We start from the raw sequence: 23,115 nt of genomic DNA, 5'->3' as shown, positions 1-23,115 counted from the left end.
TGACTATTTGGATGAGGGGTCAGAGGGCGATGGGATTTGTCTCTTAGAGATTCTTTGCTTCCATCGAACCGTTTATTCCAACGCATAAGAGAGGCTTTTGAGACTTTGTATCTCCGGCAGATAAAGGCGACAGAGGTACCGTTGCGATAGGTTTTGACAGCGTGATAGCGGGTATCCAAAGTATGTGGCAGGTAGCGGATGTTTTGTGGTATACTATTCATGAGAAGACTCCTTTTTTTGATGGTTGTGTCAGAACTAATCCTATCAAGGTTTCTTCTTTTTTGGTACTCAGGTCTCACATCTATTGTAACGCTACATTGATACAGCGAGCCCCTTTGGCTTGCTGTTTTTCATTTGCAGGGAAGAATGTTATAATAAGATATAGAAATGTCTTAAACGAGGTACCCTATGAACGAAATCAAATGCCCCAACTGTGGGGAGGTTTTTACAGTCAATGAGAGCCAGTACAGTGAGCTTTTGTCGCAGGTTCGGACAGCAGAGTTTGACAAGGAGATTCATGCTCGGATTGAGCAGGAACTGGCTTTAGCAGAGCAAAAATCGCAGAATGCACAGCAGACTCTCAGCGCTCAAAAAGATCAAGAAATCAGTCGACTAAAGCACCAAATTGATCAGTTTGAAACTGAAAAAGAGTTAGTCAAAAAGGAAGTTGAGAAAGAGTATGACAAATCTATAGTTGACAAGGATCAGACTATCACGGAGCTTCGTAATCAAATTTCTCAATTTGATAGTCAGCAGGAGCTTGCGAAAAAAGAGGCTCAAAATAAGCAACAGCTCATACTAGCAGAGAAGGAGCAGGAAATTGCTGATTTACATCATAAGATTAGTCATTTTGAGACAGAGAGAGAGTTAGTAAAGCAAGAAGTTGAAAAAAACTACGATAAGCGTATAGCAGACCAAAATCAAGTTATCGTAGAACTTCAAAGTCGGATTGCTCAGTTTGAGACCCAGCAGGAGTTGGCTAAGAAAGAGGCGGAGCAGGCAGCTAGTCTTCAATTGCAGGAGAAGGATAAGGAAGTTCAGCAATTGGAAAGTCAGCTGAAAACTCTGCAATTGGAGCATGAAAATCAACTACAAAAGACCTTGTCTGAGCTGGAAAAAGAGCGGGACGAGGTAAAGAATCAGCTAGTTTTGCAAGAAAAGGAAGCAGCGCTGGCTCAGACCTCGCTCAAAGAGCGCTATGAGGTAGAGTTGCGGCAGAAAGATGAGACCATAGAGTTTTACAAGGATTTCAAAGCCAAGCAGTCTACTAAGATGATTGGTGAAAGCCTAGAGCAGCACTGCGAGTACGAGTTTAACAAGAATCGTATGGCTATGTTTCCACGAGCGGAGTTTGGCAAGGACAATGATGCCAGAACTGGCAGCAAGGGTGACTACATTTACCGTGAGGTGGATGAAAATGGTGTAGAAATCCTCTCCATCATGTTTGAGATGAAAAATGAAGGCGATGAGACAGCGACCAAGAAGAAAAACGAGCATTTCTTCAAAGAGTTGGATAAGGATCGGCGGGAGAAAGGCTGTGAGTATGCTATTCTGGTGACACTTCTTGAGGCTGATAGCGAGCTTTACAATTCAGGTATTGTCGATGTGTCCTATGCCTATGAGAAGATGTATGTTATCCGACCTCAGTTCTTCCTACCCATGATTACCCTCTTGCGTAATGCTGCGCTCAACTCGCTTCAGTACAAGCAGGAACTGGCCTTGGTGCGGGAGCAGAACATTGATATTACGCATTTTGAGGAAGATTTGGATGCCTTTAAAGTAGCTTTCGCCAAGAACTATCAGTCTGCTTCAACCAACTTTGGCAAGGCCATCGAGGAGATTGACAAGGCCATCCGCCGGATGGAAGAAATCAAAAAATTCTTGACAACCTCTGAAAACCAGCTACGCTTGGCAAACAACAAATTGGACGACGTCTCTGTCAAAAAACTGACACGCAAAAACCCTACTATGAAAGCTAAGTTTGAGGCTTTGAAAAAGTAATAACAGGCCTTGAACTATTCTTGTAAGTAAGATTTCGGGAGGCTTCTGAATATGGTCTATCGTGCAAAAAATCATGTCCTGCATTTTAACGATAAGAGCATGGACTATGTGACCTTTGGAAAAGGTAAGAAACCTCTGCTCATCATCCCAGGTCTAGGGGATGGTTTGGCGACTCTTAAGGGAATGGCGCAAATGCTTGCCCTATCTTATAGGGAATTCGCAACAGCTTACCAAGTGTATGTTTTTAGCCGAATCAATGAATTGCCAGAAAATTATACAACACGAGATATGGCGACTGATATAGCTGAAGCTATGGAGGTCTTAGGGCTGAAAGCGGAAGCTGTTCTAGGAATTTCCCAAGGCGGTATGATTGCTCAGTGGTTGGCAGCAGATTTCCCGGAAAGAGTTGAAAAATTGATTTTGACAGTTACAACTGCGAAACTGAATAATCTTGGTAGGGAGCGGATTACTCGCTGGCTTGAGTTGAGTCAGACGGGATCCTATAAGGAACTGATGTTGGATATTGCAAGTCACTCTTATACGGCTAAATCCTTTGGAAAATTCAAATATCTTTATCGAATAATGGGAATCTTTGGTCGCATTAAAGATAAACAGCGGATTGCTATTCAGGCCATATCTTGCTTAAGACATGCTAGTCTGGCAGTTCTGGAAAAGATCAACTGTCCTACGCTAATCATTGGAGCAGAAGAAGATGATGTTCTAAGCGTAGAAGCTTCGCTCGAATTACATCAACATATCAAAGATAGCCAGCTCACTATTTTTCCAGACTGTGGCCATGCACTCTATGAAAAGCATAAGGATTTCCAAAAGAGAGTTTTAGTATTTTTAGAAAGTTAACCAATGAACGGAATTATCAACTTAAGAAAAGAAGCGGGCATGACCTCGCATGATGCGGTATTTAAGCTACGCAAAATTTTAGGAACTAAGAAAATCGGTCACGGTGGGACTTTGGATCCAGATGTGGTCGGGGTACTTCCGATTGCTGTGGGCAAGGCGACGCGCTTGGTTGAGTTCATGCAGGAGGAGGGCAAAGTTTACGAAGGTGAAATTACGCTGGGATGCTCAACGACGACAGAGGATGCCAGCGGAGACATCCTAGAGCGGACGCCAGTGACGGAACTTTTAGAAGAAGCTCTCATTGATGAAGCCATGGAGTCCATGACCGGTGAGATTCGCCAGATTCCGCCCATGTACTCTGCAGTCAAGGTCAATGGCCGCAAGCTTTATGAGTATGCAAGAGCGGGTCAAGAAGTGGAGCGGCCAGAGCGGCAGGTGACCATTTATAGCTTTGAACGCACCAGTCCGATTTCCTACGAAGATGAGCAAGCCCGCTTTCGTTTTCGAGTGAAGTGCAGCAAGGGGACCTATGTCCGAACCCTGTCTGTTGATTTGGGAGCCAAGCTTGGCTTGGCCAGTCACATGTCCCAGCTGACACGGACTTCCTCGGCGGGTATGAGTTTAGATGATGCCTTGACCTTGGATGAAATAGCAGAGCGAGTAGCAGCAGAAGATTTCACATTCCTTCAGCCTCTGGAGCTGGGGACCGGTGACCTGCCTAAGCTAGAACTGACAGCAGACCAATTAGAAGAAGTGCGTTATGGTCGTTTTATTCCCATTGAAAATGCTGAGACAGTCTTGGCTGGTTTTCATGAAGGCAAACTCATCGCCATCTTAGAAAAAAGAGATCAGTCTTATAAGCCTAAAAAGGTCTTTCTCTGATATTTTGTGATAAAATAGAAAAATGATGAAAACGATTAAAATAAAAAATGAAAAAGATATTATCCAGAAAGAAGACACCGTCCTAGTTCTAGGTTATTTTGACGGCTTGCACAAGGGTCATCAAACACTTTTTAAGCAAGCTCAGAGAATTGCGGCTGAGCAAGGGCTGAAAATTGCGGTGCTGACTTTTCCAGAGTCACCTAAGCTGGCTTTCGTCCGCTATCAGCCAGAGTTGATGTTGCATTTGAATCATCCCGAAGAACGCGCTGCTCACCTAGAGAATTTAGGTGTGGACTATCTTTATCTGATTGATTTTACCAGCCATTTTTCTAAGAACACAGCCCAAGAATTTTTTGATAAGTATGTCTCTGCGCTCAAAGCAAAGGCAGTTGTAGCGGGATTTGACTATCATTTCGGTTCTGACAAGCGAAAGGCAGATGAGCTAGCAGATTATTTTGATGGTCAGGTGCTTATCATTTCATCGGTCAACCAGGATGATGAAAAAATATCCTCTACTCGTATCCGTCAAGCTGTGCAGAGTGGTGATGTCTCCAAGGCACATCAGTTGCTGGGTTATCCTTTGTCTACTCGCGGAATCGTGGTCCATGGCAATGCCAGAGGCCGTACGATTGGCTATCCTACGGCTAATTTGGCGCCGCTGGACCGAGTGATCCTACCAGCAGATGGTGTTTATATTGTGGAAGTTGAGCACAATGGCAAGCTTTATCGAGGCATGGCTAGTGTCGGCAAGAACGTGACCTTTGAAGGTGATGAGCTCCGTTTTGAAGTCAATATTTTTGGCTTTTCTGAGGAAATTTATGGCGATACCATTCGAATTATTTGGTTGGATAAGATTCGGGAGATGGTCAAATTTGATGGGATCGATACTCTCGTTGCTCAGCTGCAGAGTGATGAGCAGGTCGCTAAAAGTTGGACTGCTTATCGAAATAGTTGAAAAATTTATAATTTCATGACATTCGGCAGTAATTTTCAAAAAAATATAGTCAATCCAAATTAAATTTAGTATAATAGAGTTAGTTATTATATAAAATAAGAAGAGAAAAGCATGATTACACTATTTTTATCGCCGAGTTGTACTTCCTGCCGCAAGGCGCGTGCTTGGTTGATTAATCATGAAGTTCCATTTACGGAGCATAATATCATGACAAGCCCTCTGTCTGCCTCAGAATTGCAGCATATTCTTTCATTGACAGAAAACGGCACAGATGACATCATTTCAACTCGTTCAAAAATTTTTCAAAAACTGGATTTAGATGTAGAGGATTTATCGATTTTAACGCTGATTAAGTTGATTGAGAAAAACCCTAGTCTTTTGCGTCGCCCAATTATCCTTGATGGCAAACGAATGCAAATTGGTTTCAATGAAGATGAAATACGTGCTTTCTTACCTCGAGGTTATCGGAAGGAAGAGTTAAGAGCCGCAACCATGCGTGCTGATATTTAAAATATGGACAAAAATTATAGTTACCCACTAGACTTATCGTGGAGCACTGAAGAGCTTGCTTCAGTGCTTTCTTTTTTTAATGATGTAGAGCAAGCCTACGAACAGAAGATTCAAGCGGAACAACTGCTCCAGTCTTATGCAGTCTTCAAAAAAATTGTTCCCAGCAAAGGTGAGGAGAAGCGAATAGGCCGTGAATTTGAGACTGTCAGCGGCTATTCGCTTTATCGTGCTGTTCAGGAAGCTAAAAGAAAAGGGAAAGGAAGCATTTCTCTTGGAAAATAAATTTCATTTTGCGAAAGAAATAGTTTGTCAGGCAGGTGTTTTTTTAAAGGAGCATCTGCATGATGATTTAGATGTCGTGCAAAAGAGCAGTCCGACTGACTTGGTGACCCAAATGGACCAAAAAATTCAGGATGATTTGGTTGAGAAAATATTGGCTCGTTATCCTGATGATGCGATTTTGGCAGAGGAAAATGACCTGCGACACGACATCTCAGATGGGAATGTCTGGGTGATTGACCCCATTGATGGAACCAATAATTTCATTACCCAGCAAGCTGATTTTGCTGTGATGTTGGCTTATTTTGAAAATGGGCAGGGCCAGTTCGGCTTTATTTACGATGTGACGCGGGACCAGCTTTTTCATGGAGGCGGGGCTTTTGATGTTTACTGCAATGAGCGAAAGTTGTCTGCTTTTATCGATAAACCCTTGCAAGCATATCTCATCGCTTCAAATGCTAGTATGCTGGAGCATAATCACTGGGGGCTGGCTGACTTGTCTCGTGCTTGCTTAGGCGTACGTGTGTATGGCAGTGCTGGGATTAGTTTTGGAAAGACCCTTTCTGGTGGTTTGGCGGCCTATTTCTCTTATAATTGGCCTTGGGACTATGCAGCGGCCTACGTGATGGCTGACAAATTGGGGTTTGTCATTCAGACTTTAGATGGCGGCCAGCCGAATTTCCAGACCAAAGAGCCGATTATGATTGCACCAAAGTGCAAGTTGGGCGAACTACAAGAGTATTTACGAAAGGGAAAAGGCTAGTATGGACTTTCCAGTAGGTTTTAAGGAAAAGTATGAGAAGCTCTTGGGTCAGGAAGCAGAGGCTTTTTTTGCGACTTTTGTTCAAGATCCGATTTCAGCCTTTCGAAGCAATCCTTTAAAAGAAAATCAGAAAGAATTTGCGGATGTTATCCCAAACACAGATTGGGGCTATTATGGAAAAGTGTCAGGCAAATCAGCAGAACACGTCACGGGGCTAGTTTATTCTCAGGAGCCGGCTGCCCAAATGGTTGCACAAGTTGCAGCACCGCAAAAGGGTATGAAAGTTTTGGACTTAGCGGCTGCACCAGGCGGAAAATCTACCCATTTACTCTCTTATCTAGAAAATACAGGTTTGCTGGTTTCTAACGAAATCAATGCCAAACGTAGTAAAATTTTGGTAGAAAACATTGAGCGTTTTGGAGCGCGAAATGTTCTTGTCACCAACGAATCTGCGGATAGATTGGCTAAGGTTTATCAGGGCTATTTTGACCTCATTGTTCTGGATGCTCCTTGCTCTGGCGAAGGGATGTTTCGCAAGCAGCCAGATGCTACTCAGTATTGGAGTCCGGAATATCCGGCTCAGTGTGCTCGTCTCCAGCGAGAAATTCTAGAGGACGCTGTCAAGATGTTGGCGACAGGCGGACAGCTGGTCTATTCAACTTGCACTTGGGCACCAGAAGAAAATGAAGAAATTGTCACTTGGCTTTTAGAGAATTTTCCTTTGGAATTGCTTGAAATATCAAAAGTCAATGGCATGGTTGCGGGGATTGATTTTCCAGAAACAGCTCGTATGTATCCCCACCATTTCAAAGGAGAAGGACAATTTGTAGCGAAATTTCGCTTTACAGGAAGTCAATCTGCTAAAAAAATCAAGGCAGCCAAAAATAAATTGACAGCTGAGCAAAGAAAACTCTGGCAAGATTTCCAGAAAAAGCATCTAAAAATTGAGCTAGAAGGACATTTAGATACTTTTGGAGACAATCTGTATCTGCTGCCAGCTGGACTGCCAGACATGTCCAAGCTGAAAATTGCTCGCAATGGCCTGCATCTAGGAGAATTTAAGAAAAATCGCTTTGAACCGAGCTTTGCCTTAGGTTTAGCCTTGAGGCCTAGTGAAGTCGTCTCAGTCCTTGAGATTGATGACGAGGCGTTTGGTAAATATGTAGCAGGTGAGACGGTTCAACTCTCTCAAAACTATCCAAATGGTTGGTATCAAGTGCTTGCCCAAGGCAATGGTCTGGGCTTTGCAAAAATTACTGGAAATACCTTGAAAAATTATTTCCCTAAAGGGCTTCGCTTTCGTTCAAAAGACTAGGCAAAGCCCTCTTTCTATGTTATAGTGGATATAGTGGGATTTTCAGTTTCTTTCAAAATAGACATTCCACTATCATTCTCAAGATTTCGAGGAAAAAAATGGTGAAGAAAAAATATAAGCTGATTTTGTCAGTGCTTCTAGTCCTATTTGCAGTCAGCCTATCAGCCTGTTCCAGCTGGATTGACCGAGGGGAGTCCATGACTGCCGTTGGTTCGACAGCTCTTCAGCCGCTTGTCGAAGCAGCAGCGGATGAGTTTGGTTCGACCAACATTGGAAAAACAGTCAATGTTCAAGGTGGCGGATCAGGTACTGGCTTGTCTCAGGTTCAGTCTGGTGCGGTTGAAATTGGCAACTCAGATGTCTTTGCTGAGGAAAAAGAAGGGATTGATGCTTCAGCCCTTGTTGACCACAAAGTAGCAGTTGCTGGAATTGCCGTGATTGTCAATAAAGAAGTGTCTGTCGATAATTTAACGGCGGAGCAGTTGCAGAAGATTTTTACCGGTGAGGTTACAAACTGGAAGCAGCTGGGCGGGAAAAATCTAGAGATCTCAATTATTAACCGTGCTGCAAGTTCTGGCTCTCGGGCTACGTTTGACAGTGTCATTATGGCTGGTAAATCAGCCGTTCAAAGTCAGGAACAGGATTCAAATGGGATGGTTAAGTCCATTGTTTCCCAAACTCCTGGAGCTATTTCTTATCTGGCCTTTGCTTACGTGGATGATTCTGTCAAGACTTTGAAGCTCAATGGCTACGAGCCAACGGCTAAGAATGTTGCGACCAATGCTTGGCCACTATGGTCTTATGAGCATATGTATACATTGGGCAAGCCGACTGGTCTGGCAGCAGAGTTTTTGGACTACATGTTGTCAGATGAAGTTCAGGATGGAATCGTCTCAGGAATGGGCTATATTTCCATCAAGGAAATGCAGGTTAGCAAAGATGCTGATGGAAATGTTACGAGCTTAAAAGGAGATAGCAAATGAGAAATGGAGAATTAGCAAAAAAATTACTATCCCCTTCGAAAAACTCTCGTCTGGAAAAATTTGGTAAATATATCACCTTTGCCTGCCTGTCTTTAATCGTACTGATTGTAGCCATGATTTTAATCTTCGTAGCACAAAAGGGCTTATCGACCTTCTTTGTCAACGGAGTCAATGTGTTTGAATTTTTATTTGGCTCCACTTGGAATCCGTCAGGTAAGGAATTCGGTGCTCTGCCCATGATCTTGGGGTCTTTCATTGTTACGATTTTGTCAGCATTGATTGCAACGCCATTTGCTATTGGAGCAGCTGTCTTTATGACTGAAGTGTCGCCTAAAGGGGCCAAGATTCTTCAGCCTGCGATCGAGCTCTTGGTTGGGATTCCGTCTGTTGTGTATGGATTTATCGGCTTGCAGGTTGTTGTTCCCTTTGTTCGGACTGTTTTTGGTGGTACCGGATTTGGGATTTTGTCTGGTATTTTCGTACTTTTTGTCATGATTTTGCCGACCGTGACCTTTATGACAACAGACAGTCTTCGTGCTGTGCCGCGTCACTACCGTGAAGCAAGTCTGGCTATGGGCGCTACGCGTTGGCAGACCATTTGGCGGGTAACACTCAAGGCTGCTCGCTCAGGTATTTTTACAGCGGTGGTCTTTGGAATGGCGCGTGCCTTCGGTGAAGCCTTGGCCATTCAGATGGTCGTTGGTAACTCTGCGGTGATTCCAACCTCTCTGACAACACCTGCGGCGACCCTGACTTCCGTTTTGACCATGGGAATCGGAAATACCGTTATGGGAACAGTGGACAATAACGTCCTCTGGTCCTTGGCTCTCGTCTTGCTTCTGATGAGTCTGGCCTTTAACAGTGTGATTAAATTGATTACAAAAGAAAGAGGTAAGAAAAACTATGCACGCTAAGAAATTAGATAAATTGGCGACTGGTATCCTCTACACGATAGCTGGTATCATTGTTGCTATCCTTGCCTCTCTGATTCTTTATATTCTGGTAAGAGGATTGCCGCATATCTCTTGGTCTTTTCTGACGGGTAAATCTTCTTCCTATCAGGCTGGCGGTGGTATTGGGATTCAGCTTTATAATTCCTTCTTCTTGCTGGTGATTACCCTGATTATCTCTGTTCCCCTTTCGATGGGAGCGGGAGTCTATCTGGCTGAGTATGCTAAAAAAGGTCCGGTGACTAATTTTGTCCGTACCTGTATTGAAATCCTATCCTCGCTGCCGTCCGTGGTTGTCGGACTCTTTGGTTATTTGATTTTCGTTGTGCAGTTTGAGTATGGCTTTTCTATCATCTCAGGTGCTTTGGCTCTGACTGTCTTCAATCTGCCTCAGATGACTCGGAATGTCGAGGATAGCTTACGCCACGTTCACCATACACAGCGTGAAGCAGGTCTAGCTTTGGGAATTTCCCGCTGGGAAACGGTGCTACATGTTGTTATTCCCAAAGCTCTGCCAGGGATTGTGACAGGGATTGTTCTTGCTTCTGGTCGGATTTTCGGCGAAGCAGCTGCCTTGATCTATACTGCGGGTCAATCTGCACCAGCTCTGGATTGGTCTAACTGGAATATTTTCAGCATTACCAGTCCGATTTCGATTTTCCGGCAGGCGGAGACACTGGCCGTCCATATCTGGAAGGTCAATAGTGAAGGAACCATTCCTGATGGAACAGTGGTATCAGCAGGATCAGCAGCTGTGCTCCTGATTTTCATCTTGATTTTCAACTTTGGAGCCCGCAAACTCGGTGCCTACTTGCATAAGAAATTAACCTCTGCATAAAAGGAGAAGCAATGACAGAATATAATTGGAATGAAAAACATATCATTACTTTTCCTGAAGAAAAGATAGCCCTTTCGACTAAGGATCTGCATGTTTACTACGGTAAAAAAGAATCCATCAAGGGCATTGATATGCAGTTTGAAAAGAATAAAATCACAGCTTTGATTGGACCGTCTGGTTCAGGGAAATCGACCTATCTCCGCAGTCTTAATCGCATGAATGACACGATTGATATTGCTAGTGTGACTGGTGAAATTTGGTATGAAGGAATTGACATCAATCGTCGTGATATTAATGTTTACGAAATGCGTAAGCACATCGGCATGGTCTTTCAACGTCCTAATCCATTTGCCAAGTCCATTTATCACAATATCACTTTTGCCCATGAGCGGGCTGGTGTGAGAGATAGGAAAGTTTTGGATGAGATTGTTGAAACTTCGCTCAGGCAAGCCGCGCTTTGGGACCAAGTAAAGGATGATCTTCATAAGTCGGCCTTGACTTTGTCAGGCGGCCAGCAGCAGCGACTCTGCATTGCCCGAGCTATCTCGGTCAAGCCAGATATCTTGCTCATGGACGAGCCGGCATCTGCGCTGGATCCGATTGCGACCATGCAGCTGGAAGAGACTATGTTTGAGCTCAAAAAGGACTATACGATCATCATCGTGACTCACAATATGCAACAGGCTGCCCGGGCCAGTGACTACACCGGCTTCTTTTATCTGGGGGATTTGATTGAGTACGACAAGACTGCCAATATTTTCCAAAATGCTAAATTGCAGTCTACCAATGACTATGTATCTGGTCATTTTGGTTAAAGGTGAAGAAACTAAAGGAATGAACTTATGACAGAACCTATTTTGCAAGTCAAGGACTTGTCGGTTTATTATAATAAAAAGAAAGCACTCAATAGTGTCTCCTTGGACTTTATGCCTAATGAAATCACTGCCTTGATTGGACCATCAGGTTCAGGGAAATCTACCTTGCTCAAGGCTATCAACCGCATGGGTGATTTGAATCCAGAAGTAACAACGACAGGTACGGTCATCTATAACGGACACAATATCTATAGTCCTCGGACAGATACGGTGGAGTTGCGCAAGGAAATTGGCATGGTTTTCCAGCAGCCCAATCCTTTCCCGATGACCATTTATGAAAATGTTGTCTACGGCCTGCGGATCAACGGTGTCAAGGATAAACAAATCTTAGATGAAGCGGTAGAGCGCTCCTTGATAGGGGCTTCTATCTGGGATGAGGTGAAAGACCGTTTACATGATTCGGCTATCGGTCTCTCCGGAGGTCAGCAGCAGCGGGTCTGTGTAGCGCGTGTATTGGCTACTCGTCCGAAAATTATCCTGTTGGATGAGCCAACGTCAGCGCTGGATCCAATCTCTGCTGGTAAGATTGAAGAAACTCTGTATGGACTCAAAGACACCTATACCATGCTCTTAGTGACCCGTTCCATGCAGCAGGCTTCTCGGCTTTCGGATAAAACAGGCTTCTTCTTGGGCGGTGATTTGATTGAGTTTAATGAGACGAAAGAAATGTTTATGAACCCAGCTAATAAAGAAACTGAAGACTATATTACTGGTAAATTTGGTTAAAAATTTGATTCTATCAAAAGGAATCAGAAAAAGCTTATGAAAGGAAAATTATGCTTAGAGTACAATTTGAAGAAGATTTACAAAAACTCCATAATCAATTTTATGCTATGGGAAATGAAGTGCTGTCGCAGATTAATCGTACAGTTCGAGCTTTTGTAACCCATGACCGTGATTTGGCTCGGCAGGTCATTGAAGATGATGCGGAAGTCAATGAATACGAAGTGAAGTTGGAGAAAAAATCTCTAGAAATTATTGCCTTGCAGCAGCCCGTTTCTCAGGATTTGCGGACAGTTATTACAGTACTGAAGGCCAGTAGCGACTTGGAACGGATGGGAGACCACGCCGTGTCTATCGCCCAAGCTACCATTCGGATGAAAGGCGAAGTACGCATCCAGTCTGTTGAAGAAGAGATTAAGAAAATGGGCCGCGACGTCAAGGATTTCGTAGAAGAAACCCTCAATGTTTATCTGAATGGCAATGTGGATCAGGCCTATGCTATCGCAGCTATGGATGAAAAAATTAACCAACATTTTGATGATATTCGTGATTTAGCAACTGAAGAAATCAAACATGATCCAGAACTGATTGTGACTGGCCGCGATTACTTTCAAGTCATCTCTTATCTGGAGCGCATCGGAGACTACGCTAAAAACATCTGCGAGTGGGTAGTTTACTTCGAAACAGGTAAGATTATTGAATTATAATAGATAGTAAAAAGACAGGCTAAGCTTGTCTTTTTGTGTTTTAATGAAGAAAACGGTAAAACGAGCTTAAAAGGATAGATGCCTAGCCTTTAGGTAGATAATGGACGAATTGGGATTTCAAAGGACTAAAAACCTAAAATAAACCAGTGTATTTTACCTAGATGATTGAGGAAGCCATCTTTGGCTGAAACGATAGAAAAAGACGATAGGGGACAATACTAAAAAATGATGCTACAATGTGGGAAAGCGATGACTGAAAGCGTTGTTTTATAGGATACTATAATGGAGGTATGGTTATGAAGAAAAAACTTGTTGTCAGTCTGACAATTTTATTCTTTCTAGTTTCAGGAGGGGGATACTGTATGACAAAATGGATTGAGCACCAAAACTCGCCGTATAATGTTAGTGACGTTTTAGACGATAAAGGAGTAAAACTTTACAAACGCGGATTTCATTTGTTGGAAGAGCAACTGGCAACTTATATCAAAGAGTACTATTCAGGAATAAGCAGAATAGAGTTTTCACCTATACTAGTTCGAGGAGGTGACGGACGATATATGTTTCATGCCAATATTGTTCCTATAGTTTATGATGAATATGGAGATAAGGCGTATTTAGGTAAAAAAATTGGAAATCGAACATTTGCTCATTATGATGATTTTAGTAGTATCAGACTCGATTTTGATGGATTGGATGAAGAAATCATTGAAATAAGAGTTGGTAGTGAATTTATTGATATATCTGATAGTAAATGTTTACCTGAAAATGCAAAACTTAATTCTGTTAAAGAAATTGATGAAAATATTGAAGCGCTTGTCAATGCTGGTCAACTAAAAGATGTGGTGAAAAGTGAAAAAGGTAGTCAAAAAGCGGAAATTGTCTATAATACAGAAATTAAGAAAGGAGACCATTTGGAATGGCGTTGACAGATGAAAAAATGCAAGAGCTACAAGTCAATGTGCTTGATATAATAAAAGAAAGCGATGCTGGAAAAGACTATACAATCCCCAGAACTAATCATAAGAATAGGCTAATCAACGAAGTCAACGAAACCACCCAAGCTATTGCTGTTGCACCTCTTGATAAGGAAGGTAAGCCAGATTACAGCCAAACTACTATTGTCGTTGCTGGAACTCAAGCTCCCGGTGGAGACATTAATAATCATGTTTTAGAATCTGGATTCAATGCAGTAATGGCAAGAAATCAATTAACAGAACAGACAAAGGACGTTCGGGAGTTTTATAACCAATCATTATCTAAGGCTAAAAAAATGGCTGGAACAGGACAAGAAGTCGATATTAGTAATATGTCGGGATTTAGTCAAGCGGGACCAGCAGTTGCTAAAGTAGCTGCGGAAATGAAAGTCCAGAAGATTACAAATTTCATGGACTGGGATGCGTGGAATTCGTTGACAAAAAATACAGCCGATTATAGAGGGATTAGTGATGAAGAATTTAATTATCTTAATAAACACTTACATTCATACAGTGATCGGGGGAAAGATTTAACAAGTTGGGATGGTCATGGGGGGATCATTCCGTATGGAAAAGTATTTACTGTAGAGGGAAAACATCATAATGCTGGCTTACTAAAGATTAAAGGTAATAGTCTAGATATTAATTGGTATGTAAAAAATAGTCTTTTCTGTTCCGGCATGACTGAAAAGCAAGTTAGGGAGATTGCTAAAAGAAAAGCTAAGGCTGCTGAAAAATTTGACTTGTCTAAGCTAGAGACATGGTTTGACAGTACAGATCCAGAATCTTATGTAAAAGAATATTTAGAAAAATATGGTTCTTTTACTCCAGAACCTTCTAAGCAAGAACTACTCACTTTAAATAGACAACGCATTGGTGAACTGCACGCTTCCTTGAAGACTAGTTCAGGCAGTCAAACGATTAGTTTGAGAGAGGAGCTTGTTCGAACAAGCGCGCAAACTGCTCAGCTACAAGCTGAGGAATATGAGCAGGCGATCAAAGATAAACTTGCAAATGCCAAGGAAAGTGTCATTCAGCACATAACAGAACTACGATCGGCAGCGTATACGCTGGCTCATAACCTTTCTGGTGGAGAGATAGAGGATTTACTATCCGAGCTGAGCTTTGAGATAGCTTGGAATACTGGAATAGAAGCAGCAACTCTTTCCTCGGCCAACTCATATCAGACGAAAATGACAAGTATAGCAGGTAAATTAAACAAGGCAGCTGATAGAATCGTAGAAATTGACCAAAAAGGCAGCCAGATTTTTGGGGAATTATAGGAGGAAGCGTATGATTGAACCAATTATAGAAGATCGAGCAGAAGCAGAGCGTATCAAAAAAGAGTATCTGAGGATACAGGAACGTCTGGCTATTCAAGGATTAATCTCAGCCAAAAGAGCCACTCTCCTTGAAGAAAGTCGTCTATTGCAAGAATGGCTTACCAATCAGGCTGAGACGATGAAATCATTCTCATCAGTTCAAGTTCCTGCCGATTTGGAAGGTGCTTTTTCCGGATTAGCAGCCGAATCGATTAAGAATGTTTTAACTGAAATCTCAACACCTAATTTAATGAGCCCAATTCTATAGGAGGTTTTATGGATACAAAAAAGCGGATGGCACAATTAGACGATGAACATATAGCATTTCGAAGAAAAGCCAGTGAATTGGAATGGGATTATCACGATATGAAACGGGAGGCTAGAAATTTTTCGGAGGAAATGAGTAATTGGGTTATATCATTCTGTCGTCATAGTTCGCCTGTTGATTCATCTTATATATTAAATCAAATCGAGAAAAATCGAGAAGCTTTTGAGCGGAAAATGAGGCGTTACGAAGATCGACTGAATGAAGTCTGTCAAGAAGAAAATCGCTTGTACAATAAAAAATTGGACGCACTGAAGAAAGAAACAAAGCAATCATGAACTTCACTTTTCCTTTGAGACGAATCTATCAGGCAGGCCAAGCTTGTCTTTTTTTTGTTTTTGGGAGGAGAAAAAGAAAGACGAGGTGAGTTTAAAAGGATTGCTTTATGTTTAAAATCAAAAATCAATTTTGAATCAGTTGATGAGAGTATAAAGTCACTAATTATGGTAAAATAGTAACAGATGAATTTTGAATGGAGGTTGCTTCAATACCAGCCCCTTCAATTAGATGAGGAGAAAAACATGCAAGCAGTTGCACATTTTATTGATACTTTTGTTCCAGAGCACTATGATCTCTTTTTGGATTTAAATCGTGCGGATAAGACTTTCTCAGGAAAAGTTACCATTACTGGTGAAGCCAAAGCTGAGAAAATTTCCTTACACCAAAAGGATTTGACGATTGAGGCCGTAGAAGTGGCTGGACAAGCTCGCCCCTTCACTCTTGATAATGACAATGAAGCTCTTTATATTGAATTGGCAGCAGCAGGCCCTGTGGAAGTAACCTTGACCTATACAGGTAAGATTACAGATAATATGACAGGGATTTACCCATCTTACTATACAGTAGATGGAGTGAAAAAAGAGATTATTTCTACGCAGTTTGAGAGCCATTTTGCCCGCGAAGCCTTTCCAAGTGTGGATGAGCCAGAAGCTAAGGCAACTTTTGATTTGGCTTTGAAATTTGACCAAGCAGAAGGCGAACTTGCCTTGTCTAATATGCCTGAAATCGACGTTGAAAACCGTAAAGCGACAGGCATTTGGAAGTTTGAAAGAACGCCTCGCATGTCTTCCTATCTCTTGGCTTTTGCTGCAGGTGATATGCAAGGAATTACTGCTAAAACCAAGAATGGAACCTTGGTAGGAGTCTATGCGACTAAGGCCCACCCAGCCAGCAATTTGGAGTTTGCTTTGGACATTGCGGTTCGCTCAATTGAATTTTACGAAGAATATTACGGTGTCAAATATCCTATTCCTCAGTCACTCCATGTGGCTCTGCCAGACTTTTCATCTGGTGCTATGGAAAACTGGGGTCTGGTGACCTATCGCGAAATTTACCTCTTGGTAGATGAAAATTCTACGGTATCCAGCCGTCAGGATGTGGCACTTGTTATCGCTCATGAGTTGGCTCACCAATGGTTTGGTAACTTGGTTACTATGAAGTGGTGGGATGACCTTTGGCTCAATGAAAGCTTTGCCAACATGATGGAATACGTCTGTGTTAATGCGATTGAACCAAGCTGGAATATTTTTGAGAATTTCCAAACCACAGGTGTTCCTTTGGCGCTCAAACGAGATGCGACAGACGGAGTTCAGTCTGTCCATGTAGAGGTGAAGCACCCCGACGAAATCAATACTTTGTTTGATCCGGCTATCGTTTACGCCAAGGGAAGCCGCCTCATGCACATGCTTCGTCGTTGGTTGGGAGATGAGGCCTTTGCCAAAGGCTTGAATGCTTACTTTGCTAAACACCAGTATGGAAATACTATCGGTCGTGACCTTTGGAATGCCTTGGGGGTTGCTTCTGGTCGTGATGTAGCAGCCTTTATGGATTCTTGGCTGGAACAGCCAGGCTACCCTGTTTTGACAGCTACAGTAGAAAATGATACGCTCAAACTCTCTCAAAAACAATTCTTTATCGGCGAGCATGAAGATAAGAAACGCACTTGGGTCTTGCCTTTAAATAGTAACTGGAAAGGTTTACCAGATACGCTGGAGACAGAAACGATGGAAATTCCAAATTATTCTGCCTTGGCTGCTCAAAACGAAGGCGCTTTGCGCTTCAATACTGAAAATACAGCCCACTATATCACAGACTATCAAGGCATCTTGCTTGATCATATTTTAGATGCCATTACAGACTTGGATAGCACGAGCAAGCTTCAAGTGGTGCAAGAGCGCCGTCTCTTGGCTGAAGCAGGCAGCATTTCATTTGCTGATTTGGTTCCAGTTATTGAAAAACTGACAGAAGAAACCTCCTATTTGGTTGTCTCAGGAGTTAAAGCCGTTTTGAATGGTCTTAAGCTCTTTGTGGACGAAGGAAGCGAGTGCGAGAAAGCCTATCATGAATTGGTTGTTAAACTTAGCAAATTCAACTTTGACCGCCTAGGCTTTGAAGCAAAAGAAGGCGAAAGTGATGAAGATGAGTTGGTTCGTCAGATCGTTGTAGGAAGTCTGATTGCCGCTGATGATCAAACAGCAAGTCAAGAAGCAAGCCGTATTTTTGCCGCTCATCAAGAGGACTTGGAGAAATTGCCTGCGGCTATTCGCTTGCACATTCTCATCAACCAAATCAAGCATGATGAGAGCAAAGAATTGGCTGACCAATACTTGAATGATTATGTTTCAACAGTTGATGGCAGCTTCAAACACCAATTGGCATCTGCTTTGGCTTACACTAAGGATGCAGAAACACTTGCTCGTATTTTGGAATCTTTGAAAAACAAGGATATCGTGAAACCACAAGATTTGGCAATGAGCTGGTATTTCCCTCTCTTGAATCACCAATTTACTCAAGCTACTGTCTGGACTTGGGCGCGTGATGATTGGGACTGGATTAAGGCTGCTCTGGGTGGCGACATGAGCTTTGATAAATTCGTTATTTATCCAGCGAATGCCTTCAAGACAGCAGAAGCGCTGGCAGAATACAAGGCCTTCTTTGAGCCACAGTTGGATGATATGGCTATCAGCCGTAACATCAGCATGGGAATCAAGGAAATCGCAGCGCGTGTTGACTTGATTGCCCGTGAAAAAGCAGCGGTTGAGAAAGCTATTAAAGAATCAGTCTAGCATAATGAAAAGATCAGATAAAAGTCTGGTCTTTTTGTAATTTTAACTCCCCAATTTTCAGCCTTCTTTAAGAAAAAATTCAGTCCCGTTTAAGCAAGCATCCCTATAATAATCCTAGCATGTGAAGGGATATGAACTTGTGTAATCAAGATTTACATTACTTCATCATGTTAAAATCCATGAAAATATGAAATTTAGAAAGAGGAAAACTTTAAAATGGATTTGGAAAAAATGATTGTAGTTAAGAAGAGTACCAAATGGTGGATGACCGTAGTAGCCAGTGCCTCCTTAGCTGTCGGAGCGGTCGGTGGCTATGGGATTGGTGCTTTGACTCAGAGAAGTCCGCAGCAAAGCTCGGTGCAGGCTACCATGCCGCAGCAAAAGAACCAAGAGGGCAAGATGCCAGGTCAAGGTGGGCAACCTCCTCAAGGTCAGGGGCAAGGAAATGAAAATGGCATGCCGCCTCAGATGGGTGGACAAAACGGTCCCGGAGGTCAGCTCCCTCAAGAAAACGGTCAGCAGGGTGGCTCGCAGCAGGAAAATAAATCAAAAACGAAGCCGTCAAACGCTGACGGTACAACAAAAGATGACAAGAGCAGTGAGACAATAGAAAATAATTCGAAAACAACAAATTCTTAAAGTATTTTCAATAAGTCATGATATAATAGAAAAAGATAGGTTAAGATAAGATGAGAAGTGCTTGTCATGTCTCTATTAAACGAAACGACATAAGCTTTTTCTAAAAAGGGAGGAACAGGATGATTAAGATTTTATTAGTAGAGGATGACCTCGGTCTGTCAAACTCAGTATTTGATTTTTTAGATGATTTTGCAGATGTTATGCAGGTCTTTGACGGTGAAGAAGGTTTATACGAGGCAGAAAGTGGCGTGTATGACCTGATTTTGCTGGACTTGATGTTGCCTGAAAAGGACGGCTTCCAAGTGCTTAAAGAATTGCGTGAAAAAGGGGTAACCACTCCTGTCCTCATCATGACTGCCAAGGAAAGTATCGATGATAAAGGCCATGGTTTTGAACTCGGTGCCGACGATTACCTGACTAAGCCTTTTTATCTGGAAGAGCTTAAAATGCGGATTCAGGCCTTGCTCAAACGTTCTGGTAAGTTTAATGAAAATACCCTGTCCTATGGCGATGTGATGGTTAATCTTTCGACCAACTCGACCTTGGTAGACGGAAAAGAAGTGGAACTGCTGGGCAAAGAGTTTGACTTGTTGGTCTACTTCCTTCAGAATCAAAATGTCATTTTGCCTAAGACTCAAATATTTGACCGTTTATGGGGCTTTGACAGTGATACGACGATTTCTGTGGTGGAAGTCTATGTATCCAAGATTCGGAAAAAATTGAAAGGAACGACTTTTGCGAATAACCTCCAAACCCTTCGCAGCGTCGGTTACATTTTAAAGAATGCTGAATAAACTCAAAAAAACCTTTTATGCGGATGATTTTTCTTATTTCATTCGCTATTTTGGTGTATTCACCCTGATTTTCTCAGCTATGACTCTGATTATTATCCAAGTCATGCGCTCCAGTCTTTATACGACCGTTGATGATAATCTCAAAAGTTTAAGTCAAAGTCCGGCTTCTGTTGCGAGTTTGGCTTATCGGACAACAGGCCAGCAAGAGCAAGATCCGAAGAACCTAGAACATGATCAAGCTCCTGATATCAAGATTGAGGAACCGGGCAGGGCAAATGTCAGTGCCAACACGTTTGCCATTCTTTTGGATGATGATTACCACAATTTGACGGCGCAGAACGGTTTTTTGAACTTTGATTCGGTCAAATTTAACAAGCGTTTTCTTAATCAAATCAAGCAAATTCAGCTGACCAATAGTTATGGACAGGTCGAAAGTTACCGAGCCTATCTGTTTGATATTGACCCAGATGATGAAATTGAACATGTCAAATACGCAGTGGTCATGACTAGTATCAGCCAGCTGGAGCAGACCAGTGAAAAGCACGAGAAGCTGATTGCGATTGTCATGATTAGCTTTTGGGGCATTTCTTTGATTGCTAGTATTTACCTAGCACGGATGAGCGTCAAGCCTCTCTTGGACAGCATGCAGAAGCAGAAGTCTTTTGTTGAGAATGCCAGTCACGAATTGCGGACACCTCTGGCTGTGCTGCAAAATCGTCTGGAATCTCTCTTCCGTAAGCCCGAAGCCACAATCATGGACTCCAGTGAGAATATTGCTTCCAGTCTAGAGGAAGTTCGGAATATGCGTCTACTCACGACCAACTTGCTCAATCTAGCCCGACGAGACGATGGAATCAAGCCAGAATATGGTGTAGTTACGCCCGACTTTTTCACGACGACCTTTTCTAACTACGCCATCATCGCTGAGGAAAGTGACAAGGTCTTTCGATTTGAAAATCTAGTGACAAAATCAATCACGACTGATAAGGTCTTGCTCAAGCAGCTCATGACCATCCTTTTTGATAATGCCATCAAGTACACCGAAGAAGATGGAGAGATTCATTTTATGGCTTTGGCCAGTGACCGAAGTCTGATTTTGCGAATCTCTGATAATGGGCCAGGGATTGCCGGGGACGATAAGAAAAAAGTTTTTGATCGTTTTTATCGGGTGGACAAGGCTCGAACTCGTCAGAAAGGCGGCTTTGGACTGGGACTATCTCTAGCAAAACAAATCGTAGATGCCCTGAAAGGGACTATCACAGTCAAAGACAATAAACCACGCGGAACAATTTTTGAAATCAAAGTGCCTCTAAAGTCGGATATCAGAAAGCGAATCAGCAAAGGCTGAAAAAATTTTCATTTAATTTACAATTTTGACAGATTCTGCGGTATAATAGAGGGAAGAAAATAAAGAGGTGAAGATTATGACAGCAAAAATGCTACACACTTGTTTACGGGTAGAAAATTTGGAGGCTTCTATTGCCTTTTATAAAGAGGCATTCGGTTTCAAGGAACTGCGCCGTAAAGATTTTCCAGAATACGCTTTTACCATTGTTTATCTAGGTTTGGAAGGCGATGACTATGAGCTGGAGCTGACCTATAATTATGATCACGGGCCTTATGTGATTGGAGATGGTTTTGCACATATCGCACTTAGCACACCTGATTTGGAAGGTCTGCACGCCGAGCATGCTGCCAAGGGCTATGAAGTGACTGAACCAAAAGGTCTACCGGGTAACCCGCCAAATTACTACTTTGTCAAAGACCCTGACGGCTACAAAGTTGAAGTGATTCGAGAGAAAAGTCTTTAAAAATAATTAAACTTGTATTTTAGCACTTGTAAGATACAAGTTTTTTAACATCAGAATCACTTTGTGATAGACAGCTTAGGGGAAAATAGATGAAAAGACAAGATAAAAGGAAGCATACTCAAAAAAGGAGATTTTTTCTCAGTCTCCTGAATGTGTTTTTCTTAGGACTTCTTATTTTTGGTGGACTGCGAATCTATGAAATGTTTCAGGAAAGGGATTTCCAGCAAAAGGTCGCAGAAGTGATTGCAAAGGAAGAAAAAGAGCATGCTGGCAATGCTGAGAAGCAGGCTGGAATGATAGGCAGCCATTATGTGGCAGCTTTTTATCCTCTTATGAATGGCCAGCCTTTTCAAAACGCTAAAGAGCAAATGTTACAAGATAGTCAGAGCATTACAGATGACAAGAAAGAGGCTGGAAATATGACTGCCTTGACCTTTTACTACACAGAAGAAAGGTCATCCAGTCTGGCAAATACAAAAGAAATTGTTATTCAAAGGAAAGATTACGACATCATAAAGAGAACCATCAAATCTGAGGAGGCAAGAGAAGTAGCCTCGACGTATATCAATCAAGAAGGTGCAGCAGTCACTTTGGACAAGCTGTTTCAAAATCCAGAAGCCACCAAGGAAATCTTTATAAATGAGCTGACCAGCCAGTTGACCTTTCGGCAGGTTAATGAAACAGAGCAAACAGCGGCTTTGAATGCCCTCCGAGAAATGGATATGAGTCGGTGGAACTTTCATTACGAGGCTGGCTTGTTCTCTATTCGTTTGCCCAAAGAAATCAACGGGGTGACGAGCTTGACGGTACCTCTCTCAAACTTCTACGATCAAATCCATTCTGAATATCTGCAGGGCGATGATTTGGAAGCTTATCATCAATACGAAATCAAACGGCATGAGAAAATGGTGGCTCTGACCTTTGACGATGGCCCAGACAGTAAGACCACCCCTCAGGCCTTGGAAATTCTGAAAAGATACAATGCTAAAGCGACCTTCTTTATGGTGGGACAAAATGTTGCAGCCAATCCAGAACTGGCTAAACGTGTTCATGACGAAGGCCATCAGCTTGGCATTCATACTTGGAGCCATCCAGTCCTGACCAAGCTGCCTCTGGACCAAGCTAAAAAGGAAATCACAGACACGCAGGAGGCTATTTATCAAGCAACAGGAATTCGACCTTTGATTACACGGCCGCCTTATGGAGCGGTTAATGCCGCAGTGCAAAACGCAGTAGATCAGTCCTTTATCATGTGGAATGTGGACAGTCTGGATTGGAAAAATCGCAATACCAGCGCTATCATGCAGGAGGTGGCCAAAACCCAGCCAGGCTCCATTATTCTCATGCACGATATCCATCAGACGACCATTGATGCTTTACCGAGTGTTCTTGAGTATCTAAAGAATAATGGTTATACACTAGTGACAGTTGATGAGCTACTAGAAAATCAGCTTCAACCACATCAGATTTACTATAGCAGAAATTAAGAAAAGCATTGGAAATTCAAGATTTCCAATGCTTTTTGCTTTTCTTATAATTTGCTCAA

25 protein-coding genes are annotated in these 23,115 nt (G+C 42.4%); 24 read left to right on the top strand and 1 reads right to left on the bottom strand.

The window, feature by feature from the left end:
- Nucleotides 1-221 (bottom strand): transposase (locus tag FZ952_RS02670; RefSeq protein WP_148880491.1); only part of this gene is annotated, 221 nt, incomplete at its 3' end.
- Between the two features lie 187 nt (nucleotides 222-408).
- Here FZ952_RS02670 and FZ952_RS02665 point away from each other — a divergent pair.
- From FZ952_RS02665 to FZ952_RS02555, 24 genes are all read left to right on the top strand, one after another.
- Nucleotides 409-2,001 carry a DUF2130 domain-containing protein gene (locus tag FZ952_RS02665; RefSeq protein WP_148880490.1) on the top strand — a complete coding sequence of 531 codons (1,593 nt, stop codon included), beginning with the start codon at nucleotides 409-411 and terminating at the stop codon, nucleotides 1,999-2,001.
- A gap of 51 nt (nucleotides 2,002-2,052) precedes the next feature.
- On the top strand, nucleotides 2,053-2,859 hold the full coding sequence (locus FZ952_RS02660; protein WP_148880489.1) for an alpha/beta fold hydrolase: 807 nt from the start codon (nucleotides 2,053-2,055) through the stop codon (nucleotides 2,857-2,859).
- 3 nt (nucleotides 2,860-2,862) lie between these two features.
- Nucleotides 2,863-3,741 carry a tRNA pseudouridine(55) synthase TruB gene (truB, locus tag FZ952_RS02655; protein ID WP_148880488.1) on the top strand — a complete coding sequence of 293 codons (879 nt, stop codon included), beginning with the start codon at nucleotides 2,863-2,865 and terminating at the stop codon, nucleotides 3,739-3,741.
- A gap of 25 nt (nucleotides 3,742-3,766) precedes the next feature.
- Nucleotides 3,767-4,696, top strand: a complete 930-nt coding sequence (locus tag FZ952_RS02650; protein WP_316246190.1) for a bifunctional riboflavin kinase/FAD synthetase — start codon at nucleotides 3,767-3,769, stop codon at nucleotides 4,694-4,696.
- Nucleotides 4,697-4,807: 111 nt separating this feature from the next.
- On the top strand, nucleotides 4,808-5,206 hold the full coding sequence (locus FZ952_RS11545) for a Spx/MgsR family RNA polymerase-binding regulatory protein (RefSeq protein WP_187423850.1): 399 nt from the start codon (nucleotides 4,808-4,810) through the stop codon (nucleotides 5,204-5,206).
- A 3-nt stretch (nucleotides 5,207-5,209) separates the two neighbouring features.
- A complete protein-coding gene (locus FZ952_RS11540; RefSeq protein WP_062198614.1) occupies nucleotides 5,210-5,488 on the top strand; it encodes a UPF0223 family protein in 279 nt (92 codons plus the stop codon).
- Nucleotides 5,478-6,248: an inositol monophosphatase family protein gene (locus tag FZ952_RS02640; RefSeq protein WP_187423849.1), complete on the top strand. Its 771-nt coding sequence runs from the start codon at nucleotides 5,478-5,480 to the stop codon at nucleotides 6,246-6,248. The genes FZ952_RS11540 and FZ952_RS02640 overlap by 11 nt, the downstream gene beginning before the upstream one ends.
- A 1-nt stretch (nucleotide 6,249) precedes the next feature.
- On the top strand, nucleotides 6,250-7,563 hold the full coding sequence (locus tag FZ952_RS02635) for an RsmF rRNA methyltransferase first C-terminal domain-containing protein (protein ID WP_148880486.1): 1,314 nt from the start codon (nucleotides 6,250-6,252) through the stop codon (nucleotides 7,561-7,563).
- A 98-nt stretch (nucleotides 7,564-7,661) separates the two neighbouring features.
- On the top strand, nucleotides 7,662-8,546 hold the full coding sequence (locus tag FZ952_RS02630; protein WP_148880485.1) for a phosphate ABC transporter substrate-binding protein PstS family protein: 885 nt from the start codon (nucleotides 7,662-7,664) through the stop codon (nucleotides 8,544-8,546).
- Nucleotides 8,543-9,460 (top strand): phosphate ABC transporter permease subunit PstC, encoded by a 918-nt coding sequence (gene pstC, locus FZ952_RS02625; RefSeq protein ID WP_148880484.1) that lies wholly within the window; start codon nucleotides 8,543-8,545, stop codon nucleotides 9,458-9,460. Before FZ952_RS02630 ends, pstC begins: the two co-directional genes overlap by 4 nt.
- A complete protein-coding gene (gene pstA / locus FZ952_RS02620) occupies nucleotides 9,450-10,334 on the top strand; it encodes a phosphate ABC transporter permease PstA (RefSeq protein WP_148880483.1) in 885 nt (294 codons plus the stop codon). Before pstC ends, pstA begins: the two co-directional genes overlap by 11 nt.
- 11 nt (nucleotides 10,335-10,345) lie before the next feature.
- Entirely contained in the window at nucleotides 10,346-11,149 is an 804-nt protein-coding gene (pstB, locus tag FZ952_RS02615) for a phosphate ABC transporter ATP-binding protein PstB (RefSeq protein WP_148880482.1), read from the top strand.
- A 27-nt stretch (nucleotides 11,150-11,176) separates the two neighbouring features.
- Nucleotides 11,177-11,935 carry a phosphate ABC transporter ATP-binding protein PstB gene (gene pstB, locus FZ952_RS02610; RefSeq protein WP_062198602.1) on the top strand — a complete coding sequence of 253 codons (759 nt, stop codon included), beginning with the start codon at nucleotides 11,177-11,179 and terminating at the stop codon, nucleotides 11,933-11,935.
- A gap of 50 nt (nucleotides 11,936-11,985) precedes the next feature.
- A complete protein-coding gene (gene phoU, locus FZ952_RS02605) occupies nucleotides 11,986-12,639 on the top strand; it encodes a phosphate signaling complex protein PhoU (RefSeq protein WP_148880481.1) in 654 nt (217 codons plus the stop codon).
- 362 nt (nucleotides 12,640-13,001) lie between these two features.
- Nucleotides 13,002-13,565, top strand: coding sequence for a hypothetical protein (locus FZ952_RS02600; RefSeq protein ID WP_148880480.1), 564 nt, complete (start codon nucleotides 13,002-13,004; stop codon nucleotides 13,563-13,565).
- Nucleotides 13,556-14,896, top strand: coding sequence for a hypothetical protein (locus FZ952_RS02595; RefSeq protein WP_148880479.1), 1,341 nt, complete (start codon nucleotides 13,556-13,558; stop codon nucleotides 14,894-14,896). Before FZ952_RS02600 ends, FZ952_RS02595 begins: the two co-directional genes overlap by 10 nt.
- A gap of 10 nt (nucleotides 14,897-14,906) precedes the next feature.
- Nucleotides 14,907-15,203 carry a hypothetical protein gene (locus tag FZ952_RS02590; protein WP_148880478.1) on the top strand — a complete coding sequence of 99 codons (297 nt, stop codon included), beginning with the start codon at nucleotides 14,907-14,909 and terminating at the stop codon, nucleotides 15,201-15,203.
- An 8-nt stretch (nucleotides 15,204-15,211) separates the two neighbouring features.
- The gene (locus tag FZ952_RS02585) at nucleotides 15,212-15,538 is read left to right on the top strand and encodes a hypothetical protein (protein WP_148880477.1); all 327 of its coding nucleotides are present in this window, start codon (nucleotides 15,212-15,214) and stop codon (nucleotides 15,536-15,538) included.
- Nucleotides 15,539-15,781: 243 nt separating this feature from the next.
- On the top strand, nucleotides 15,782-18,325 hold the full coding sequence (locus FZ952_RS02580; protein ID WP_148880476.1) for a M1 family metallopeptidase: 2,544 nt from the start codon (nucleotides 15,782-15,784) through the stop codon (nucleotides 18,323-18,325).
- A gap of 216 nt (nucleotides 18,326-18,541) precedes the next feature.
- Nucleotides 18,542-18,964, top strand: coding sequence for a hypothetical protein (locus tag FZ952_RS02575; protein WP_148880475.1), 423 nt, complete (start codon nucleotides 18,542-18,544; stop codon nucleotides 18,962-18,964).
- A gap of 119 nt (nucleotides 18,965-19,083) precedes the next feature.
- The gene (locus tag FZ952_RS02570; protein ID WP_148880474.1) at nucleotides 19,084-19,758 is read left to right on the top strand and encodes a response regulator transcription factor; all 675 of its coding nucleotides are present in this window, start codon (nucleotides 19,084-19,086) and stop codon (nucleotides 19,756-19,758) included.
- Entirely contained in the window at nucleotides 19,748-21,106 is a 1,359-nt protein-coding gene (locus FZ952_RS02565) for a sensor histidine kinase (RefSeq protein ID WP_148880473.1), read from the top strand. The genes FZ952_RS02570 and FZ952_RS02565 overlap by 11 nt, the downstream gene beginning before the upstream one ends.
- Before the next feature lie 76 nt (nucleotides 21,107-21,182).
- A complete protein-coding gene (locus FZ952_RS02560) occupies nucleotides 21,183-21,569 on the top strand; it encodes a VOC family protein (RefSeq protein ID WP_062198569.1) in 387 nt (128 codons plus the stop codon).
- 89 nt (nucleotides 21,570-21,658) lie between these two features.
- Complete coding sequence (locus tag FZ952_RS02555; protein WP_148880472.1) at nucleotides 21,659-23,056, top strand: polysaccharide deacetylase family protein; 1,398 nt, start codon at nucleotides 21,659-21,661, stop codon at nucleotides 23,054-23,056.
- The last annotated feature ends 59 nt before the right edge of the window (nucleotides 23,057-23,115 follow it).

The organism is Streptococcus sp. Marseille-P7376 (assembly GCF_902460385.1).
GTDB lineage: Bacteria > Bacillota > Bacilli > Lactobacillales > Streptococcaceae > Streptococcus > Streptococcus sinensis.
Note: the sequence above shows the minus strand (reverse complement) of the source record. Positions and strands in the feature narration are given on the sequence as shown.

Coding starts and splice junctions, on each gene's coding strand:
- FZ952_RS02665 (WP_148880490.1), top strand. CDS start 409: ATGAACGAAATCAAATGCCCCAACTGTGGGGAGGTTTTTACAGTCAAT.
- FZ952_RS02570 (WP_148880474.1), top strand. CDS start 19,084: ATGATTAAGATTTTATTAGTAGAGGATGACCTCGGTCTGTCAAACTCA.
- FZ952_RS02660 (WP_148880489.1), top strand. CDS start 2,053: ATGGTCTATCGTGCAAAAAATCATGTCCTGCATTTTAACGATAAGAGC.
- FZ952_RS02560 (WP_062198569.1), top strand. CDS start 21,183: ATGACAGCAAAAATGCTACACACTTGTTTACGGGTAGAAAATTTGGAG.
- FZ952_RS02580 (WP_148880476.1), top strand. CDS start 15,782: ATGCAAGCAGTTGCACATTTTATTGATACTTTTGTTCCAGAGCACTAT.
- FZ952_RS02590 (WP_148880478.1), top strand. CDS start 14,907: ATGATTGAACCAATTATAGAAGATCGAGCAGAAGCAGAGCGTATCAAA.
- pstC (WP_148880484.1), top strand. CDS start 8,543: ATGAGAAATGGAGAATTAGCAAAAAAATTACTATCCCCTTCGAAAAAC.
- FZ952_RS02630 (WP_148880485.1), top strand. CDS start 7,662: ATGGTGAAGAAAAAATATAAGCTGATTTTGTCAGTGCTTCTAGTCCTA.
- FZ952_RS02585 (WP_148880477.1), top strand. CDS start 15,212: ATGGATACAAAAAAGCGGATGGCACAATTAGACGATGAACATATAGCA.
- pstB (WP_062198602.1), top strand. CDS start 11,177: ATGACAGAACCTATTTTGCAAGTCAAGGACTTGTCGGTTTATTATAAT.
- FZ952_RS02555 (WP_148880472.1), top strand. CDS start 21,659: ATGAAAAGACAAGATAAAAGGAAGCATACTCAAAAAAGGAGATTTTTT.
- FZ952_RS02600 (WP_148880480.1), top strand. CDS start 13,002: ATGACAAAATGGATTGAGCACCAAAACTCGCCGTATAATGTTAGTGAC.
- pstA (WP_148880483.1), top strand. CDS start 9,450: ATGCACGCTAAGAAATTAGATAAATTGGCGACTGGTATCCTCTACACG.
- FZ952_RS02635 (WP_148880486.1), top strand. CDS start 6,250: ATGGACTTTCCAGTAGGTTTTAAGGAAAAGTATGAGAAGCTCTTGGGT.
- FZ952_RS02575 (WP_148880475.1), top strand. CDS start 18,542: ATGGATTTGGAAAAAATGATTGTAGTTAAGAAGAGTACCAAATGGTGG.
- pstB (WP_148880482.1), top strand. CDS start 10,346: ATGACAGAATATAATTGGAATGAAAAACATATCATTACTTTTCCTGAA.
- FZ952_RS02650 (WP_316246190.1), top strand. CDS start 3,767: ATGAAAACGATTAAAATAAAAAATGAAAAAGATATTATCCAGAAAGAA.
- phoU (WP_148880481.1), top strand. CDS start 11,986: ATGCTTAGAGTACAATTTGAAGAAGATTTACAAAAACTCCATAATCAA.
- FZ952_RS11540 (WP_062198614.1), top strand. CDS start 5,210: ATGGACAAAAATTATAGTTACCCACTAGACTTATCGTGGAGCACTGAA.
- truB (WP_148880488.1), top strand. CDS start 2,863: ATGAACGGAATTATCAACTTAAGAAAAGAAGCGGGCATGACCTCGCAT.
- FZ952_RS02595 (WP_148880479.1), top strand. CDS start 13,556: ATGGCGTTGACAGATGAAAAAATGCAAGAGCTACAAGTCAATGTGCTT.
- FZ952_RS11545 (WP_187423850.1), top strand. CDS start 4,808: ATGATTACACTATTTTTATCGCCGAGTTGTACTTCCTGCCGCAAGGCG.
- FZ952_RS02565 (WP_148880473.1), top strand. CDS start 19,748: ATGCTGAATAAACTCAAAAAAACCTTTTATGCGGATGATTTTTCTTAT.